Source organism: Pseudomonas bharatica, from assembly GCF_048586865.1.
GTDB classification, from domain to species: Bacteria; Pseudomonadota; Gammaproteobacteria; order Pseudomonadales; family Pseudomonadaceae; genus Aquipseudomonas; species Aquipseudomonas bharatica.
In genome coordinates this window covers 67,995-86,777 of the sequence record NZ_JBMAWR010000019.1, presented here as the reverse complement: position 1 = coordinate 86,777, position 18,783 = coordinate 67,995, and the positions used below count along the sequence as shown (strand labels likewise).

The window sequence follows — 18,783 nt, the reverse complement described above, 5'->3', positions numbered from 1 at the left end:
CTTCCTTGACCGCTGTCAGCGATCGGACTCCTGTCCTATGTCTTCGTTCCACAGCGCCGGACGCTCGCGGATGAAGCGGGTCATCAAGTCGATGCACTGCGCATCCTGCAGTACCGTGACCTGCACACCGCGCTCGCGCAGCAGCGCTTCTTCGCCCATGAAGGTGCGGTTTTCCCCGACCACCACCTCGCGGATCCCGTACAGCAGGATCGCCCCACTGCACATGGCGCAGGGCGAAAGGGTGGTGTACAGGGTGGCCTGGGCATAGATCCGCGCATCCTGGCGCCCGGCATTCTCGAAGGCATCCATCTCGCCATGCAGCACCACACTGCCCTGCTGGACCCGCCGATTGTGCCCGCGGCCGATAATGCGACCCGCATGGACGATCACCGAACCGATGGGAATGCCGCCCTCTTCCAGGCCCAGGCGGGCCTCGTCGATGGCGGCCTGCATGAACTGCGACTGCTGCTGGGCATCGACCATGTCACTCTCCTGTGCATTTGCAGACAACTTTCAAAACGCTAGCACATAGCCATAGGTCGTGGCGGGCTTTTCCCGGGGAACTATGCTGTACAGGTTCGAAATCACCTCCGACCTCCCTCTCCACCCCGCCGAGGATCACCGCAATGAGCCAGAAAGTTCTGGTGGTGCTGACCAATACGGCCAAATACCCCACTCTCAAGCGCGCTACCGGCCTATGGCTGGGCGAAGCCGTGCATTTCGCCGACGTCCTTCAGCAGGCCGGTTACCAGGTCGATTATTGCAGCCCTGCGGGCGGCTACGTGCCCGTCGATCCGCACAGCCTGAACCTGGCACAGGACATCGACTGGCAGTGGTACAACGACAAAGCGTTCATGAACCGCCTCGGCAACACCCTGGCGCCCGGACAGGTAAGGCCCCGCGATTACCGGGCGATCTACTACGCCGGCGGACATGGCGTACTGTGGGATTTTCCGGATAACCATGGGCTGCAGGAGATTGCCCGGCAGATCTGGGAAAACGGTGGCGTGGTGGCTTCGGTCTGTCACGGCGCGGTGGGCCTGTTGAACATCAAGCTCAGTGACAACTCGTTGCTGCTGCGTGATCGCGAAGTGACCGGCTTCTCCAATATCGAGGAGCAACTGGCGGAGCTGGACAAGGTAGTGCCCTTCCTGACCGAAACCGAGCTGGCCGCCCGCGGCGGGCTCTATTGCAAGGCAGAGGATCCGTGGGAAGCCTTCGCCGTCGTGGACCAGAAGGAAGGGCGGCTGGTCACCGGGCAGAATCCGGCATCCGGCGCTGCGGTCGGGCGCCTGGTGGTCAGCGCGCTCGAGTCCGCGCAAACATGACAGCGTCCTGACGAAACGAAGAATCCGACACGTCCTGTCAGCTGCTCGTACAGGAAGCGGGTATAGCGCTCACTTATGCTGATCGGCTTCGGTCCGGCCCCATCCGGTCGTGGCCTTCTGCCTATAGGTGAATCATGCCCCTTCGTACTTCCCGTTCCAGCCACGCACTGCTCACCCTGCCGACCTTGCTGCTGATCGGCCTGGCTCCCGTGGCCTTCGGCTTGCTGGTAATGGCCTGGCAGGTCAACAAGCAGCTCGACGAGTCTTCCATTCTTGCCCTGCGCGACGCCCGGCTGGGTGTCGATAGCCTGATCGACTCGCTGCACGGGGCCAGCAACAAGGTCCTCAACCTCGCCGAGTACCCCTGCGACAAGGCCCTGCCCGCCCTGCACAGCGAGGTGGTCGGCAACCCGGAGCTGCGCTCGCTGACCCTGGTTCGGGAAAACCGCGCCTATTGCAGTACCCTGCGCGGCGAATCCGGATTGCTGGTGGACCCCGGCGACTATTTCAACCATCGCTTGCGCCTGGAAGCGGGCAACGACAACACCCCCGACTCGGCAATCCTCTATTACCGCCTGCAGGAATATCCCTACGGTGTGCTGGCGGTGGCCGACGGCGAAATCCTGCAACGGATCCTGCACGGCACGCGGCAACCGGAGAGCGTAAAACTGCAGTTCGGGCCGACGCTGATCGGCGCCACCGGCGAAGTCCAGGACAGCCTGCAGGCTTTGGCAAGCGAGCCCGGCATGAGCCAGGTATCGCCGATGTACGGCTACACCATCCATATCGTCCATCCGCCCGGGCATGCCGCACGGCAATTGCTGGACAACAGCAGGGTGGTCGCACCGTCGCTGTTGCTGGTGGGCATCATGACGGCGGCGGGGAGCTACTGGGCGATGTATCGACGGCGGCGCGGGGTGGGCCGGGCGGTATAGACAGGTCTGAACGGGCCTCATCGCCGACAACGCCGGCTTCCACATTGTGGGAGCCGGCGTTGTCGGCGATGAGGCCATCAGCAACAACAAAACACCATCAATCGGTGCTCAGCACCCCACGGCGCACCTGGTCGCGCTCGATCGACTCGAACAGCGCCTTGAAGTTGCCTTCGCCGAAACCATCGTCACCCTTGCGCTGGATGAACTCGAAGAACACCGGGCCCATCAGTGTTTCCGAGAAGATCTGCAGGAGCAGACGCTTGTCGTCCGGGTTGGACGAACCATCGAGGAGAATGCCGCGCGATTGCAGTTCGGCGGTTGGCTCGCCATGGGCTGGCAGGCGGCCTTCGAGCATCTCGTAGTAGGTTTCCGGCGGCGCGGTCATGAAGCGCATGCCGAGTTTCTTCAGGGCGTCCCAGCTCTTGATCAGGTCGTCGGTGAGGAAGGCCACGTGCTGGATGCCCTCGCCGTTGAACTGCATCAGGAACTCTTCGATCTGCCCGGCGCCCTTGGACGACTCTTCGTTCAACGGGATGCGGATCATGCCATCCGGGGCGGTCATGGCCTTGGAGGTGAGGCCGGTGTATTCGCCCTTGATGTCGAAGTAGCGGATTTCGCGGAAATTGAACAGCTTCTCGTAGAACCCGGCCCAGTAGGTCATGCGTCCGCGGTACACGTTGTGGGTCAGGTGATCGATGATCTTCAGCCCGGCGCCGACCGGATTGCGATCGACTCCCTCCAGCCAGTTGAAGTCGATGTCGTAGATCGAGCTGCCTTCCTCGAAGCGGTCGATCAGGTACAGCGGCGCACCGCCGATACCCTTGATGGCCGGCAGGCGCAGCTCCATGGGGCCGGTTTCGATTTCCACCGGCTGGGCGCCCAGCTCCAGGGCACGGGCGTAGGCTTCATGGGCATTGCGCACGCGGAACGCCATGCCGCAGACCGACGGGCCATGCTCGGCGGCAAAGTAGGACGCAACGCTTTTCGGTTCGTTGTTGAGGATCAGGTTGATCCCGCCCTGGCGGTAGAGATGGACGTCCTTGGAGCGGTGGGTAGCGACCTTGGTGAAGCCCATGATCTCGAAGATCGGCTCCAGGGTGCCGGGGGTCGGCGAAGCGAATTCGATGAATTCAAAGCCCATCAGGCCCATCGGGTTGTCGAAGAGATCTGCCATGTTCGTATGCCTCATCATCAAAACGGTTGAATAACGCGAGTTACTGTTCGGTCGATGCGAGTGAACGTGGTGGCGCGCAGGAAATGCCCCGGGTACTGCGGGCAAGGAAGTCACCAAGAATCAGCTTGAATCCATGACACTTCATAGAGGACCCATGTTCGGCGGGTTCGATCCCCGTGGACGGGAACCTTATTGTTGTATTCGTAACGCGATTCTACAGTGCGTAATTTCATTTGTCGCGCATTGCTTTCATCGGCGCGGCAACCCACAGGATAGACGGCGGCATTGCCCGCTATGCTATGCGAACCAGCCCAAGGATGGATCCCGCCCATGCCCCTGCACAAATCCCGGCGCCGCGCGCGCCTGTTGCGTCGCCTGCTGCCCTGGCTGGTGGGCGCGCTGCCCGTGCTGGGCGGGCTGGCAATCATGCATTGGCAGGCCGAGCGCGAGTTGCAGGCCCGTGCGCAGAACAGCGCCCGCCAGGCGGTCAGCCACCTCGAGCAGGTCCTGGACAATGTCGCCGCCGCGGCACGCACGCTACTGCCCATGGCCGGCAGGCCCTGCACCGAGGTTGACCTGGCCCTGCGCGAGCAGGTCACCCGACGCTCGTTCGTGCGCTCCACCAACCTGACCCTCGATGACGAGATCTATTGCACCTCGCTGTTCGGCGAATTCCGCGAAAAGGTCGATCCGACGGATTATACCGACGGCAGCCTGTGGTTGATGGACGGCAACTCGGTGACCCCGGGCCATCCATTGCTGGTCTATCGCCTGAGCGACGGCGCCAGGGGCGCGATCACCACCCTCGATGGCGATCACCTGACCAGCGCCCTGGAACTGATCGCCCCGGACATCGACCTGCGCCTGCAGGTCGGCGCGCACTGGATCGACAAGCTCGGCCAGGTGCGCCAGGGTGCGGTGCCAGGCTATCCGGTCGCCCCGCAGCGAGTGGATTCGCAGCGCTACGCCTTTTCCGTGTACAGCGGTTTCCAGGCTGGCCAGGCCTGGCGCCTGATGCGCAGCGAATACCCGGCGCTGTTCGGCCTGCTGCTGTTTCTCGGCGCCGGTTCCGGCGCGGCCTGCTACTGGCAACTGCGGCGTGCTTCGTCACCACGTGCCGAACTGCAACGGGCCCTCGAGGCGGATGAATTCGTGCCCTATTTCCAGCCGGTGGTGCGCCGTGGCGACTACCGCTGGTCCGGTGCCGAGGTGCTGATGCGCTGGCATCACCCGCGCGAAGGCCTGGTGCGCCCGGACCTGTTCATTCCCTATGCCGAGCACAGCGGGCAGATCGTGCCGATGACCCGGCGCCTGATGGAGCGCCTGGCCAGCGACCTGGCGCCCCACGCCCATCTGTTCGAGGACGGCTTCCACCTGGCGGTCAATGTCACCGCCGCCCACTGCCAGGATCCGGGCCTGTGCGATGACTGCCAGGCCCTGCTCGACGCCTTTCCCCCGGGGCGCGTGCAACTGACCCTGGAGCTCACCGAGCGTACACCGATAAAACCCGGCCCGATCACCGACCAGTTGTTCGAACGCCTGCACCGCATGGGCGTGCTGCTGGCGATCGATGATTTCGGCACCGGCCAGTCGAGCCTCGGCTACCTGCAGCACTTCAATGTCGACTACCTGAAAATCGACCAGAGCTTCGTCGGCATGATCGGTGTCGATGCGCTCTCCCTGCATATCCTCGACAGCATCATCGAGCTGTCGGCCAAGCTGGGCCTGGGCATCGTCGCCGAGGGCGTGGAAACCGCTGAGCAGCGAGACTACCTGGCGCGCTTCGACGTCGATTACCAGCAAGGCTACCTGTTCGGCCGGCCCATGCCCCTGGGCGACTTCATCACGGCCCTCGGCGACCAACAGCGGCCGGCGGTTGCCGAAGCGACGCCGGCCCTGAGATCATGAGCGGTCAACCTTTCCTCCCGTTTCACTGTTGTTCGAGGCCCCCTTGTCCAGAGGCATTGCTTTATCGGTGATGGCGTCCTGCCTGTTCGCCGTGATGTATTACTACACCTCCCTGCTCGCTCCGCTCGACGGTGAGGAAATCTTTGGCTGGCGCATGCTCCTCACCCTGCCCTGCGCCACCCTGTTCATGATCGTCACCCGCGACTGGTCGCTGGTCACCGGCCTGGTGCGCCGGGTGCAACGCACCCCTGCCCTGTTCCTTGGCCTGTGTGCGACCTCGGCGCTGGTCGGCGTGCAACTCTGGCTGTTTCTCTGGGCACCGCTGCAAGGGCGCAGCCTGGAAGTGTCGCTGGGGTATTTCCTGCTGCCGCTGACCATGGTCCTGACCGGGCGCCTGGTCTATGGCGAGCGTCTATCACGCCTGCAGAAGGTCGCCGTAGCCCTGGCGGCCACCGGGGTCGGGCACGAGCTGTACCAGCACGGCAGTTTCGCCTGGGAAGTGCTGGTGGTCGCCGGGGGTTATCCGGTGTATTTCGTGCTGCGTAAACGCCTGCACACCGACCATCTGGGCGGGCTGTGGACGGACATGCTGCTGATGTCCCCGGCCGCGCTGTACTTCGTCATCAGCGGACCGCTGTCGGGCGCTGATCTGGACACCCACCCGCAGCTCTACGCCCTGATTCCGCTGCTGGGCGCGATCAGTGCATTGGCGTTGATCAGTTACGTATTGGCGAGCCGGATGCTGGCGTTCAGCCTGTTCGGCCTGCTCAGCTATGTGGAACCGGTGCTGCTGGTGATGGTGGCACTGATCCTGGGCGAAAGCATCGCCCCGGACCAGTGGCTGACCTACCTGCCGATCTGGCTGGCAGTCCTGGTGCTGATCATCGAAGGCGTCAGGCACCTGCTGCGCCAGCGTCGGCCGGCTGCCTGAGACGGACCTGGCGCACGCGGCGCTCCTCCACTTCGACCACGGTCAGCGACCAGCCTTCCCACTCGAGCTGGTCACCGACCATCGGCAGGCGGTCCAGCAGGCTCATCACCAGCCCGGCGAGGGTCTGGTAGTCGTCGGTGGGCCGGGCCGCGAAGCCGGTCTGCGCCTGGATCTGGCGCAAATTCAGGGCACCGCTGACCAGGTAGCCCTCCTGGTCGGCGACGATGCCCGGGCCGACCACTTCACTGGCATCGGGCAGTTCGCCGGCAATCGACTCGAGGATGTCGGTCATGGTCAGGACACCGGTGAAATCACCGAATTCGTTGACCACGAAGGCAATGTGCGTCGATTCGCTGCGCATCTGTTCCAGGGCATTGAGGATGCTGAAGCTCTCCAGCAGGTTCAACGGCGCGCGCATCAGTTGCTCCAGGTCCGGCTCGCCACCGGCCAGCAGCACCTTGAGCAGTTCCTTCTTGTGCACGTAGCCCAGCGGCTCTTCGACACGCCCGTCGCGGATCACCGGCAGGCGCGAGTAGGAAGAGTTCATCAACGCCTCGCGGATCGCTTCCGGCGGCTGGGCCAGATCGATAGCGTCGACTTCGGCACGCACCGTCATCACCGTCCTGATCGGCCGCTCGGCGAGGTTCAGCACGCCGCTGATCATGACCCGCTCGCGGCGGTCGAACAGCACCTGCTCGTCGCCATCGCCCACCAGGTCGGCGATTTCTTCACCCACTTCGTCGGCTTCAACCCGGCGCCCGCCAAGCAAGCGCAGGACGGCGTGGGCGGTGCGCTCGCGCAACGGCTTGTGCTGTTGCAGGCTGCGCTTGCGCCGGGCCCGGGCCAGCTGGTTGAAGGCCTCGATCAGCAAGGAGAAGCCGATCGCCGCGTACAGGTAGCCCTTCGGAATATGGAAGCCCAGGCCTTCGGCGGTGAGGCTGAAACCGATCATCATCAGGAAGCCCAGGCACAGCATGATCACTGTCGGATGGGCGTTGACGAAGCGGGTCAGCGGTTTGCTGGCGACGATCATGATGCCGATCGAGAAGATCACCGCGATCATCATGATCGACAGGTGCTCGACCATGCCCACGGCGGTGATCACCGCATCCAGCGAGAACACTGCGTCAAGCACGACGATCTGCGCGACGATCGGCCAGAACGCCGAATGACGCACCGGCCCGCCGGCCTGCACCACGTGGCCCTCCAGGCGCTCGTGCAGCTCCATGGTGGCCTTGAACAGCAGGAACACACCACCGAACAGCATGATCAGGTCACGTCCGGAGAACGACTTGCCGAACACCTCGAACAAGGGTGCGGTCAGGGTCACCATCCACGAGATCGAAGCCAGCAGGCCCAGGCGCATGATCAGCGCCAGCGACAGGCCGATGACCCGCGCACGGTCGCGCTGATGAGGCGGCAGCTTGTCGGCGAGGATGGCAATGAAGACAAGGTTGTCGATGCCCAGGACCAGTTCCAGGACAATCAGCGTGGCCAGTCCCAGCCACGCGGTGGGATCGGCTAGCCATTCCATGGACGGGTACTCATGCGGGCAAGGTCACGGGGACGGGACGAAAAGACAGGCCATGAAGGCCTGGTACTGGGGGGCTCCGAGGAGAAGGAAGTCATATCAACCTGAGATCAATTAGGGACGTCGATCCTACAGTTGTAGCGGCGTTTTACTACACAGGGAAAGTATTTCAATGTGTAAGTCAGGATTCTGTGTGGTCAGTTCAGGCCTCATCGCTGGCAAGCCAGCTCCCACAGTGTCCGCGGCGCTGCCGAACCCTGTGGGAGCTGGCTTGCCAGCGATGAGGCCCTCACTTGCACAGCAGAATCAACGATTCCAGTTGGCCTCGCTGCTCTGCAGGGCGTTGGCGATGGTCTGTACCTTGTCGTCCGGCAATTCCCGCGGCAGCGGGTCGGTACCGGCACTGACCGCCAGTTGCGCGTAGGCATTGCGCAACTCGGCATAGGACAGGTCACGCTTGAGCTGGGTCTGCAGGTTGTTCAGCTCGCCCTGGATCAGCTCCAGCTCGCCGATGTTGTTGGTCTGGAAACGGTTGCGCAGCTGCTCGGCGATCTGTCCGTCGAGCCGGGCCATTTCCTCGCTGGTCTTGAACTGCCGGCTGGACTCCTCGAAATTCGCCCGGGCGACGTACAGCTGCGCCAGCACCGCCACCGACATGGCCTGGCGGCGTGCCTCGGCTACGCTTTGGCCCGCTTCGGCAACCTTGATCGCCCGTGGTCCGGACAGCACGTTGAACAGGTTCCAGGTGACCTTGACGCCATAGTCGGCCCAGCTCTGGTTGACCAGGAAGGAGTTGCTGTCGTAGTGACCGCCGGCGGAGAACTCCAGGCCCGGAAGCATGCGCAGCATGGCCTTGCGGGTTTCCGTGGCGCTGATGCGCGCCTGGTAGTCCTGCTCGCGCAGTTCCGGACGGCTGGCCAGCGCCTGTTGTTCCAGTTTGGCGAAATCGCCCTGGAATTGCGGCACCGCGTAGCTATCGTCCAGGGCCAGGGTGTAGGGCTGGTTCATCGGCAGGTTGATCAGCGCGGCCAGCTCGGTCTTGGCCAGGGTAAGGGCACGACGCTGCTCTTCAAGCTGGCGGGTGGCCTCGATCAAAGCACGCTGGTAGCTCAGGGCCTGGACCGGGTCGCCGATGCGCTGGGCACTCATCAGCTGGCTGTTGATGCGCGCCTGGTTGATCCGCCCCATCAGGGTATCGATCTGCTTGAGCAGGCGCTCTGCCGCCACCGCACGCCAGTAGGCCGAACGCACGTCCTGGGTGATGGTATGGATGACCTTGCGCTTGCGCTCCTGAAGGATGTAGCGCTGGTCGGACTGCTGCTTGGCGCTGAAGTAGCTGACGCCGAAGTCCAGCACGTTCCACACCATGGTCAGGTCGGCGACCTCGCGGTCACGGTCCTGGGAGGTCGAAGGCTCGAGGGACTGGGTTCCGGTCTGCACGCTCTGGCTGCTGGAGGCGCTGACATTGTTGCGACCGGCATAGCCGGCGGACAGGGCCATGCGCGGCAACATGTCGAACTGCGCCAGGTCCAGCTGGCGCTGGCCGAGGGCTTCTTCCATCACCTTCAGGCGGGCTTCGAGGTTGTACTTCACCGCGCGGGCCATGGCCTGGTGCAGCGTCAGGGGGCCGCTAAGGGGCTCCTGGTCCTTGTAGATGCTGGCCATGTCGCTGCGGGCACGCTCTTCGCTGGCGCTGCGCTCGATCGGGTCGCTGGTCACGGCGCAGCCGCCGATAGCCAAGGCCAGCAGGCTGGCGGCAAACAGTTTGTGCTTTTTATTCATCCTTGCGCCGCCCCCAGGTACGGCTCGATTCTCAAGAGTTGTGCTGGTCATGCTCGCTGTCCGATCTCGGCCGGTTTGGCGAGGGCCTTGGCCAACTCGCGCACCTGGCGCTGGTCGGCTTCGTTGATATGTTGCAGTTGCTGGCCGAAGGTCGGCACGCCGAACACTCCGCGCAGCCCCTGGTTGAGGTCGCTCTGTTTCCACTGGTTGCCGTTGAACACGTTCATCTCGCTGACACCCGGCACATCGCGGTTGAAGATGTTGGCGAAGGTGCTGGCGCCGAACAGTCCGCCAGTGCCGCCGCCAAAGCCGAGGAAGCCCTGGCCGTCGCCATTGCCCAGGCCGCTGTCGCTGCTGCCGAAGACCTGGGCGATGAAGCTCGGCGCACTGCCGGCCTGGCCGAGGAAGATGGTGCCCAGCGGCCTAAGGTCGCCGCCCACGGTCCGCACCTCGAACAGCGAGCCCGGGGCCAGCGGCGAGATGCTTTCGTTGATCTCGATGCCCGGCACCTGCGGCTGGATCACTGCAGGTTGTGGAAGGCCCGAGCTGTCCGGTGGATTGAGCCGGTATTCCAGATCGCCGACGTCCTGGCTCTGCAGGGTCTGCCCGGCACTGACCAAGGACTGTGCCAGCAGGTTGCCGGCGCCGTCCTGGATGCCGCTGTCCGGCGCATTCAGGCTCAAGGACAAGGTGCCCTGCCCGCGCAGGTTGCCCACCACGATGCGGTAGGTCTGTGCATCGATGCGCTGCACCGACTGCACCACCCCGCTGGCGCTGGCCGTGCCGAGCACGCTGAAGTCGCTGGCATCGACACCACTGACCGCCTCGTCGAAGGTCAGGGTGAAGCTCAGGCTGCGGTCGGTCGGCAGGACCGGGCCGTCCACCACGATGCTGCTCGGCCGTGGCGCCCGGGCATCGACCAGGATGCCGCTGGTACTGCCGACATTGTTCAGCCCGGTATTGGCATCGTTGCCGCGGGCATCGCGCAGGGTACCGCCGTTGGTGTCGATGCTCGACGCCACCGCGAAGGTGCTGTTGCCGGCCATGCCGCTGGTGACGGTGAGGCGGAAGGTCAGCGCCGTGCTGCCGGAACCGGACAGGTAATCGGCATAGACCACCCGGCCGTTGTCCAGGGTGATGGCCAGGCGCGGGTTGCCGTCGCCGCTGTCGACCAGCACCGCTTCGTCGGTATTGACCATGAAGTCCAGGGTCTTGCCGGCGGTGTAGGTGCCGCTGGGCGGCACGCTTACGCTGGTCACCGAAGGCGCCACGCGGTCGATGCTGTAGACGCTGCCGTTCAGACCGCCGGTGATCGGGTTGCCCGCCACATCGACAATGCCGGTACCACTGGCACTGAGATTCAGGCGCACGTTGCCGGCACCGGAGAGGTTGTCCACCAACACCTGGTAGGTGCTGCCGTCGATGCGGGTAACCGAGGCGATGCGGCCACTGGCGCTGCCGGTGAACGCCAGTGTGAAGTCAGCGCTGTCCACACCGCTCACCGACTCGTTGAAGGTCACGGTGTAGCGCACGCTGCCGGCATTGGTCGGGGTGATATCGACATTGACGATATTGCTGACACTCGGCGCCTGGGTATCCACCACCACACCGCTGGCGGTGCCCGGGGCGTTGAGGTTCAGGTTCATGTTGTTGCCGGCGGCGTCACGAATGGTCGAGCCGTCCAGGTCGATGCTGCCTGCCAGGCCGACACCCGCTGCGTTCTCGGTAGCCTGGATGGTGTACTGGAACACCAGCGCCGAGGTGCCACTGCCCGAGACATAGGTGGCGTAACGGGTTACGTTGCCGATGGTGAGGGCCACGCGCGGCACACCGCTGCTGGTATCGACATTGACGTTCTCGCTGGCATTGACCGTGAAGGTCAGCACGTCGCCGGCGTTATAGACACCGTTTGCCGGCAGGGTCACCGTGGAAACCACCGGAGCCACGGCATCGATGTTGACGCCCGAGGTATCGCCGACGTTGTTCAGCGTCAGGTTGGCATCGTTGCCGATCGCATCGCGCAGGGTCGCGCCGTTGAGCTGCAGGGCGCTGCCAAGCTGGATACCGTCGCTGTCCAACTGCCCGGTGACCACGGTCAGACGGAACACCAGGGCGTTGCCGCCAGCGCCGGACAGGTAAGTGGCGTAGGCTTTCTCGCCATTGGCCAGGGTCACTTCGAGGCGTGGCGAACCACCGCTGGTATCCAGTTGCACCGCCTCGTCGAGATGCACGGTGAAGTCCAGGTTCTGCCCTGCCACATAAGTGCCGCCGTTGGGTACATCGACGCTGGTCACGCTTGGGGCGACGCGGTCGATGCTGTAGCTGGCGCCATTCAGGCCGCCGCTCAGGGCGTTGCCGGCAGCATCGGCGATGCCGGTGCCGCTGGCGTTGAGGTTGAGCTGCACGGTGCCGGTACCGGCCAGGTTGTCGACCAGCACGGTATAGGTGCGGCCATCGACCCGGGTGACGCTGGCGATGCTGCCGCCGGCAGAACCGCCGAACGCCAGGGTGAAGTCGCCGGCATCGACACCGCTCACGTCCTCGCTGAAGGTCACGGTGAAGCTGGCCGAACCGCTGTTGGTCGGGCTGGCGCCAACGCGCACGATGTTGCTGGCAGTCGGCACGGTGGTATCGACCAGTACGCCTGGCAGGTTGCCGGTGCCCAGAGCCGGATCGATATCGTTGCCGGCCAGGTCGGTCAGCTGTTCGCCACGCAGGTCGAGGCTGTTCACAGCGATACCGTTGCTGTCGTTATCTCCCGCCTGCACCACGTACTGGAACACCAGCGTGTCGCTACCGCTGCCGGAAACGTAGTTGGCATAGCGGGTCGCCCCGCCGACATCCAGCGCCAGGCGCGGTGTCAGGCTGCCGATCTGCAGGGCTTCGCTGGCCTTGACGGTGAAGGTCAGCACGTCGCCGGCCTTGTAGCTGCCATCCACCGGCGCAACCACGCTGACCACGCTCGGCGCGATGCCGTCGACCGCCACCCCGGCGGTACTGGCCACGCTGTTCAGGGTGGTCACGGTAGCGTTGCCGACCAGGTCGGTGATGGCGCCGCCGTTGAGGTCGATGCTGCTGCCCACCGTGACGCCATTGGCGTCGAGCTGGCCGCTGGCGACCACCATGCGGAACACCAGGGCATTACTGCCACTGCCCGAGACATACTCGGCATAGGCGGTGCCGCCGGTATCCAGGGTAATGGCGATGCGCGGGATGCCGGTGCCGGTATCGACCGTCACCGCTTCGCTGAAGTTGACCGTGAAGTCCAGGCCTTGACCGGTGATGTAGGTGCCATTGCTCGGCGCACTGACACTGCCGACCACCGGCACCACACCATCGACCACGATAGCGCTGCGTCCGCCGAGGGAGTTGGCCCCACCCACAGTCGGCAGGGTCAGGACCGCCAGGTCGCTGGTGGCGTTGGTGATGAGCGCGCCATTGAGCTGCAGCGCCGTGGTGCTCTGGAAGTCCAGGTCGGCGCTGATATCGCCGGCCTGCACGGTGTACTTGAACACCAGGGTGTTGCTGCCCGAACCGCTGACATACACGGCGTTGCGATCGACCAGCCCGGTCTCGAGCAGCAGGCTCGGGGTACCACCGCTGACGGTGACGGCCTGGTCCCAGGACACGTTGATCAGCACTTCGTCGCCGACCTTCACCGCCCGGTCGGGGCCCTGTGCGGACACGCTGGTCACCTTCGGATTCACCGGGACCACGTCGATCGCGATGGTGTCGATATCGAGCTTGGCCCCGCCGCTGCCGGAATTGCCGTTGTCGTTGGTCTCGACGGTCAGGCTGGCCGCACCGAGGAAATTGCTCGCCGAGCGGAAGCTCAGGGTCTGCAACGCGGCGTTGACATTGGCCAGGGTGCCTTCGAAGCTCATGGTGATGTTGTTCACACCGGTACCGGTGACCAGGGTGATACCGCTAAGGCTGCCCAAGGTGAGCAGACCGTTGTTGGCGGTCAAGGTCACCGAAACGAGGCCGCCGTTGGCATCCACATCACTGATGGAAATGGCATTGCCATTGGCGTTGTTGAAGCCCAGGGCAACCCCCTGCTGCGCGGTTTGCGCGCCCGGCACGCTGTTGACCGGAGCATCGTTGACCGCGGCGACGTTGAGGGTCACGGTCTTGGTGTCGGTCAGCGCGGGGCCGCCGGTATTGCCGTTGTCATCGATCTTCACCGTCAGGATCACGCTGGCGGTGGCGTCCTGGGCGGTCTTGAAGGTGAGGCTGTTGGCCGCGAGGAACGAGTTGATATCGGCCAGGCTGCCCGACAGGGTCAGCTCACCCGTACCGGAACCGACAACGGTCACGCCCAGGCCGCTGGTGGCCGCCAGGGTACCGCTCGGTACCGAGAAGGTCGCGGTGACGCTATTGGTGCCGGCATCGACGTCGGTGAAGCTGATACCGCTGATAACGCTGGCGACATCCTCGGTCACGGTGATGGATGGCGGCACAGTGGCCGCCGGTGCGTCGTTTACCTCGGTGACCACCAGGGTGATGTTGGTCACCACGTCGGACACGCTCCCGGTGTCGGCTCTCATTGTGAGGGGAACAGCTGCGGTGGCGTTAGCGGCCGTGGTGAAGGTCACCCGGTTGTTGGCGATGAAGGTGTTGATGTTGGCGATGCTGCCATCGAGGATCAGCGTGGTCGGCGTACCACTGACCAGCACGCCACCGGCGCTCACCGCGCTGAGGGTGCCGCTGGTCACGGTCAGGGTGACCGTGGCGTTGAGTGAATCGACATCGCCGATGCTGATGCCGCTGATCGCCGTGGGCACGTCCTCGGTCACCTGGACGGTAGCAGGTGCGCTGATGATCGGGGCGTCGTCCACGGCAGTAATGGTCACGCTGCGCGAGACCACCACCGAGGCCATGCCACCACCGTCGGTCACCTGGAACTGCACGACACGGTTGCTGGTGGTAGGGCTTTCCGAACTGTTGTTGTAGGTCACTGCGCGCAGGGCCGCCTGGAACTGCGCCAGGGTAGCCTGGTTGCCGGCGGAGGTCAGGGTCAGGATGCCGGTGCTGGAATCCCAGCTTGCCTGGATATTGCCCATGGTCGCCGGGTCGGTGACCAGCGCCAGTACGTCCTGGGCACTGTTGTAGCTGGAGAAGCGCACGGTCGCGCTGCCCGGGTTCGGGCCATCCGGGTCGGACAGGGTCAGGTTGGAGTCCACCACTACCGGGGTGGAAGCCACGTTGTTGCCTTCGGTCCAGGCCACGCTGCCGCCGCTCGGGGTCAGTACCGGGCGGTCGTTGACCGCAGTCACGGTGACCGTGGCGGTATCGGTCGCCGTGGAATAGGCCGAGGTGCCGCCGGAGGTGCTGGTATTGATCTTGGCGCCCTGGAAACCGGCGGTGCCGTTGGTCTGGTCCCAGGCCTTGTAGGTGATGGTCGCCGTTTCGCCATGGATGCCGTCCGGGACGAAACGCACCCGGTCCGTCGGGCGCAGGATCAACGCCGCCGTGTTGGAGACGATACCGACATCGGTCCAGGTGGTGCCGCCATTGGTGGAGAACTGCCACTTGCCATAGGTGGCGGTCAGGCCGGTGATGGCGATGCCCTTCACGGCGCCGGTATCGACATCGGTGATGCCGCCGGTCAGCGAGCTGACCAGGTCACCGGCGCTGGCGGTGGAGGTATCGGTCAGTGGCGACAGGCTCGGCGACACCGGGTTCATCACCGGCGCATCGTTGACGGCGGTGACCGTCAGGTTGGCCTGGGCGGTGCCGGTGGAGAAGGCACTGCTGCCGCCGTTGCCGGAGGTATCGGCCAGACTGCGGCTACCATTGGCGGAAGCGCTGCCGGAGGTCTGGTCCCAGGCGCGGAAGCCCATGGACACCGTCTCGTTGTTGGCGCCGTCGGGGATATAGCGCACATAGGTCGTGGAACTGAGCAACAGCGCGCTGGTCGGCGCCACGCTTCCGAAGTCGGTCCAGTTGCTGTTGTCGGTGGAGTACTGCCAGGTGCCGCGACCGGTGGTGACGTACACGGCGATACCGCGCAGCGCCCCGACGTCGGGATCGACATAGGAGGTGCTGGTCAGCAGGGTCGAGATCAGCACGCCCGGGGTCGTGGTGTCTTCGTTGGTGTTCGGGAAGGTGTACGGGCCGCCACTGAGCGTCGGCGCGTCGTTGACCGCGACCACGGTCACGGTGCTGAGGATGCCTACCGTGGCGGTGTTGAGCCCGCCGTTGGAGGTGCCGCCGTTGTCGCGCACCGAATCCACGCTCACCACCCGGTTGGCGGTGTTCGGGCTTTCGCTGTCGTTGCGGTAGGCCATGGCGTTGAGGATGGCCTGCGCTGCCGAGCTGGACAGGCCGCTGTGGGTCAGGGTGATGGTCGCGGTACCGCTGACCACCGAGACCGAGACCGTCGTGCCGTTGATCGCGGTCACCACGTTGGTGCCGTTGACCAGGTTCACGTCGCTGCCGTCGATCACCAGTTTCTCCGCCGCACCGTTGGCGACGCCGGTGACGGTGAAGGTCATCTGGATCACGCTCTGCCCGGTCTCGACGGTATTGATCGTCGCGCCGCTGAACAGCTGCACCGCCGAACCGTTCTCGGTGTAGGTCGGGTTGGTGCCGCTGACATTGACCACCGGGGCATCGTTGACCGAAAGGACGTCGAGGGTGACCGTCGACACCGTGCTGCTGCCGCCGGCACCGTCGTCCATGCTGATCGAGACGCTGCGCGTGGCCGCCGACGGCTCGATGGTATTGGAATTGCGGTAGGCCAGGTTCTGCACCAGCGCAGCGACGGTAGTCGCCGTGGCGTTGCTGGTCAGGGTGACCACCAGCGGGTTGCCGTTGCTGCCGCCGGTGAAGGTACCGATCACCAGGCCGTTGTACAGGATCGAGGCGCCGGACAGCACGATCTGGTTGGCCCCGGCGCCCTGGTCGCGAATGAACAGCACGTCTTCGGCACTGGTGCCGCCACTGGCGATCTGCACCGTCAGCTTGCCGCCGTTGAAGTTGGCCGAGTCGGCGTCGCTGATGGTGGCGTCGCCGTTCTGGTCGAGCAGCACGTAGGCGGCGTCCTCGCGGTAGCTGACCAGGTCGCCGTTGAGGTTGCCGATCACCGGCGCCGCCACCGCGGTCACGGTGAAGTTCAGCGCGGTATTGTTCTGGATGCCCTTGTAGACCTGGCCGTTGGCGTTGGCGAACGCCTTGTTGTCGATGCGCACGGCGTAGGCCACGCCCGCCACCATGTCCGCCGGCGGGTCGATGGTCCAGGTGGTGCCGGAGCCGGTGACCGCACCGCTGCCCACGTCGATGGTCTGGATGATCGCGTTGTCGCTGGTGCGCACGATATAGATGTTGCCCGTGCCCTTGGCCACCGATTGGTCGAAGGTCAGGGTGATATTGGCATTCGGGGTAACGGTCAGGCTGTCGTCCGCCGGGCTGGAGCTGACCAGCTTCGGCAGGCTGCCGCTCTGGTAGAAGATGGCGGTGCTGGCTGCCGTGGACGAGGTGGAGATCAGGTCGAGATCGCCGTCGCCGTCGAAGTCACCGACACGGAACTGCTGGGCGTTCATGTCCGGCAGGGTCACGTTGGCGAACGGCGAACTGGCCTGGTCCACGTCGACGAAGGTGCCATTGTCGTTGCGTATGTAACGGAAGACCGTACCGTTGTTGCCGGTCTGGTAAAGGATATCGGCGTCGCCGTCGCCATCGAAGTCGGCGACGATCGCCCGGGTCACGGACACGGTCGGCAGGGCCGCGGTGGCGGTCATATCGACGAAGACGCCGTTGTTGTTGCGGAAATAGCGCATCTGCATGCCCGACGCGACATGGATCAGGTCGGTGTAGCCGTCGCCATCGACATCGGCGGCCTTGTAGTTGTAGGCGTTGAAGTCGGGCAAGGTGATACCGGCGAACGGCCAGGCGGCGCCGCTGGCGCTGGTCAGGGTGGTAAAGCTTGGCGTGGCGCCGCCACTGTTCACCGCCAATGCCCAGGACGAGCCGGTGCCGCCGGTCTGGTAGAGAATGTCGAGGGCGCCGTCGCCGTTGAAATCACCCACCAGGGTACGCACGCCGAAGCTCGGGCCACTCACGTCCTGGCTGGTGAAGCCCGACCCGGTGTTGAGGTAGAGCTTCATGGTCGGACCGCTCACGGGTGCGGCCAGCAGATCGATGCGACCATCGCCGTTGAAATCCCCGGCGTGGTAGTTGGCGCCGCCGGTGGCGGCGTCGGTCAGGGTCAGGCCGGCGAACATCGAGCTGGCCTGGCTGAAGATGGTGAAGGTGCCGTCTGCATTGCTCTGCGCAAAGCTCCAGGCACCACCGGCGCCTGCAGCCTGGTAGAGGATGTCGGCACGCCCGTCGCCGTTGAAGTCGCCGACCACGTATTTCATCTGGTTGGTGGTGGTCCCCAGCACCGGCGCGCTGGCCACCGCGCCGCCGGTGTAGGTCGAAGCCATCAGGCTGTCGTAGCCAGCGACGCTCAAGGCGCTGGTCTCGATGGCGCCGCTGCTGCGCTCCAGCGTCCAGTTGCCACCCAGCGCCGCGGAGCCGGTGTCGTCCACCGAAGCGGCAACGTCGGCGCCGGTAATCGCCGCCAACTGATCGATGAAGGCCTGGCCCTTGCCACCCTGCCCTACGTCGCAGCCGTAGATCATCAGGTCGCCGTCGGCCTTCAAGGCCGCGCCGATGCTCTCCAGTGCCGCACGATGCTCGGCGAGGTTGTTGCTGGCCAGCCAGACGTTGCCCAGTTGCACGGTACCGTCGGCGCCGTGGGACAACAGGTGGATGGCGTCGAGGTTGTCGCGCCCCTTGAGGTAGTCGGCCATCTGCTGCAGGCCGTCCTTGTTCGGGTCGAGCACCACCACTTCGGTCTTGGGCGACAACCCTTCGAGCAGTTGCCCGACGTTGCTGACCTGACCGTCGACGAACACCACTTCGTTGCGCTGGCTGCCCTGCTGCTGGCTCGCCGTTTCGCCGGACGCCGCTGGCGCCTGGCTGCTTTCATTGCTGGAGGTGCTGTCCTTGGCCGCGTCGGCAGTCGTCTGCGCCGCAGCATCCTGGGCAACCACGCCCACGGACGCATCGAACATGATCCGCGGTTCAAGGGCCATCAGCAGCGGGGCCTGGCCGGGCTCGGCGGACTGGGGCTGCCGGGCCGACTTGCGCGAGAGTCGTTCGATGAATTTCATGCTGCACCTCCTGGTGGTCCCCGCACTGCCGGC

9 protein-coding genes are annotated in these 18,783 nt (G+C 64.7%); 4 read left to right on the top strand and 5 right to left on the bottom strand.

What is annotated here, in order from left to right; genetic code table 11:
• Positions 1–15: 15 nt before the first annotated feature.
• Complete coding sequence (locus ACKLLE_RS20055) at positions 16–483, bottom strand: nucleoside deaminase (protein WP_064304123.1); 468 nt, start codon at positions 481–483, stop codon at positions 16–18.
• Between the two features lie 143 nt (positions 484–626).
• On the opposite strand from ACKLLE_RS20055, the gene ACKLLE_RS20050 reads away from it, so the two are divergent.
• Both ACKLLE_RS20050 and ACKLLE_RS20045 read left to right on the top strand, forming a co-directional pair.
• Complete coding sequence (locus tag ACKLLE_RS20050) at positions 627–1,328, top strand: type 1 glutamine amidotransferase domain-containing protein (RefSeq protein ID WP_420058863.1); 702 nt, start codon at positions 627–629, stop codon at positions 1,326–1,328.
• A 134-nt stretch (positions 1,329–1,462) separates the two neighbouring features.
• A complete protein-coding gene (locus tag ACKLLE_RS20045; protein WP_420058862.1) occupies positions 1,463–2,263 on the top strand; it encodes a CSS-motif domain-containing protein in 801 nt (266 codons plus the stop codon).
• A gap of 97 nt (positions 2,264–2,360) precedes the next feature.
• On the opposite strand, the gene hppD is transcribed toward ACKLLE_RS20045, so the two are convergent.
• Positions 2,361–3,437 carry a 4-hydroxyphenylpyruvate dioxygenase gene (gene hppD / locus ACKLLE_RS20040; protein WP_009402640.1) on the bottom strand — a complete coding sequence of 359 codons (1,077 nt, stop codon included), beginning with the start codon at positions 3,435–3,437 and terminating at the stop codon, positions 2,361–2,363.
• Positions 3,438–3,767: 330 nt separating this feature from the next.
• Here hppD and ACKLLE_RS20035 point away from each other — a divergent pair, with 330 nt between their 5' ends.
• Together ACKLLE_RS20035 and rarD are read left to right on the top strand one after the other, a co-directional pair.
• Positions 3,768–5,345, top strand: a complete 1,578-nt coding sequence (locus ACKLLE_RS20035; protein ID WP_420058861.1) for an EAL domain-containing protein — start codon at positions 3,768–3,770, stop codon at positions 5,343–5,345.
• A 43-nt stretch (positions 5,346–5,388) separates the two neighbouring features.
• Positions 5,389–6,276, top strand: coding sequence for an EamA family transporter RarD (gene rarD, locus ACKLLE_RS20030; RefSeq protein WP_420058860.1), 888 nt, complete (start codon positions 5,389–5,391; stop codon positions 6,274–6,276).
• On the opposite strand, the gene ACKLLE_RS20025 is transcribed toward rarD, so the two are convergent.
• The 3 genes from ACKLLE_RS20025 to ACKLLE_RS20015 form a co-directional block, all read right to left on the bottom strand.
• A complete protein-coding gene (locus tag ACKLLE_RS20025; protein ID WP_420058859.1) occupies positions 6,239–7,810 on the bottom strand; it encodes a TerC family protein in 1,572 nt (523 codons plus the stop codon). The genes rarD and ACKLLE_RS20025 overlap by 38 nt on opposite strands.
• Positions 7,811–8,113: 303 nt before the next feature.
• Complete coding sequence (locus tag ACKLLE_RS20020; RefSeq protein WP_064304118.1) at positions 8,114–9,589, bottom strand: TolC family protein; 1,476 nt, start codon at positions 9,587–9,589, stop codon at positions 8,114–8,116.
• Between the two features lie 47 nt (positions 9,590–9,636).
• Positions 9,637–18,750: a DUF4347 domain-containing protein gene (locus ACKLLE_RS20015; protein ID WP_420058858.1), complete on the bottom strand. Its 9,114-nt coding sequence runs from the start codon at positions 18,748–18,750 to the stop codon at positions 9,637–9,639.
• Positions 18,751–18,783: the final 33 nt, after the last annotated feature.

What these genes read in the sequence shown, in the direction of transcription:
- ACKLLE_RS20055 (WP_064304123.1), bottom strand. Translation starts at nt 483, where the DNA reads ATGGTCGATGCCCAGCAGCAGTCGCAGTTCATGCAGGCCGCCATCGAC.
- ACKLLE_RS20050 (WP_420058863.1), top strand. Translation starts at nt 627, where the DNA reads ATGAGCCAGAAAGTTCTGGTGGTGCTGACCAATACGGCCAAATACCCC.
- ACKLLE_RS20045 (WP_420058862.1), top strand. Translation starts at nt 1,463, where the DNA reads ATGCCCCTTCGTACTTCCCGTTCCAGCCACGCACTGCTCACCCTGCCG.
- hppD (WP_009402640.1), bottom strand. Translation starts at nt 3,437, where the DNA reads ATGGCAGATCTCTTCGACAACCCGATGGGCCTGATGGGCTTTGAATTC.
- ACKLLE_RS20035 (WP_420058861.1), top strand. Translation starts at nt 3,768, where the DNA reads ATGCCCCTGCACAAATCCCGGCGCCGCGCGCGCCTGTTGCGTCGCCTG.
- ACKLLE_RS20025 (WP_420058859.1), bottom strand. Translation starts at nt 7,810, where the DNA reads ATGGAATGGCTAGCCGATCCCACCGCGTGGCTGGGACTGGCCACGCTG.
- ACKLLE_RS20020 (WP_064304118.1), bottom strand. Translation starts at nt 9,589, where the DNA reads ATGAATAAAAAGCACAAACTGTTTGCCGCCAGCCTGCTGGCCTTGGCT.
- ACKLLE_RS20015 (WP_420058858.1), bottom strand. Translation starts at nt 18,750, where the DNA reads ATGAAATTCATCGAACGACTCTCGCGCAAGTCGGCCCGGCAGCCCCAG.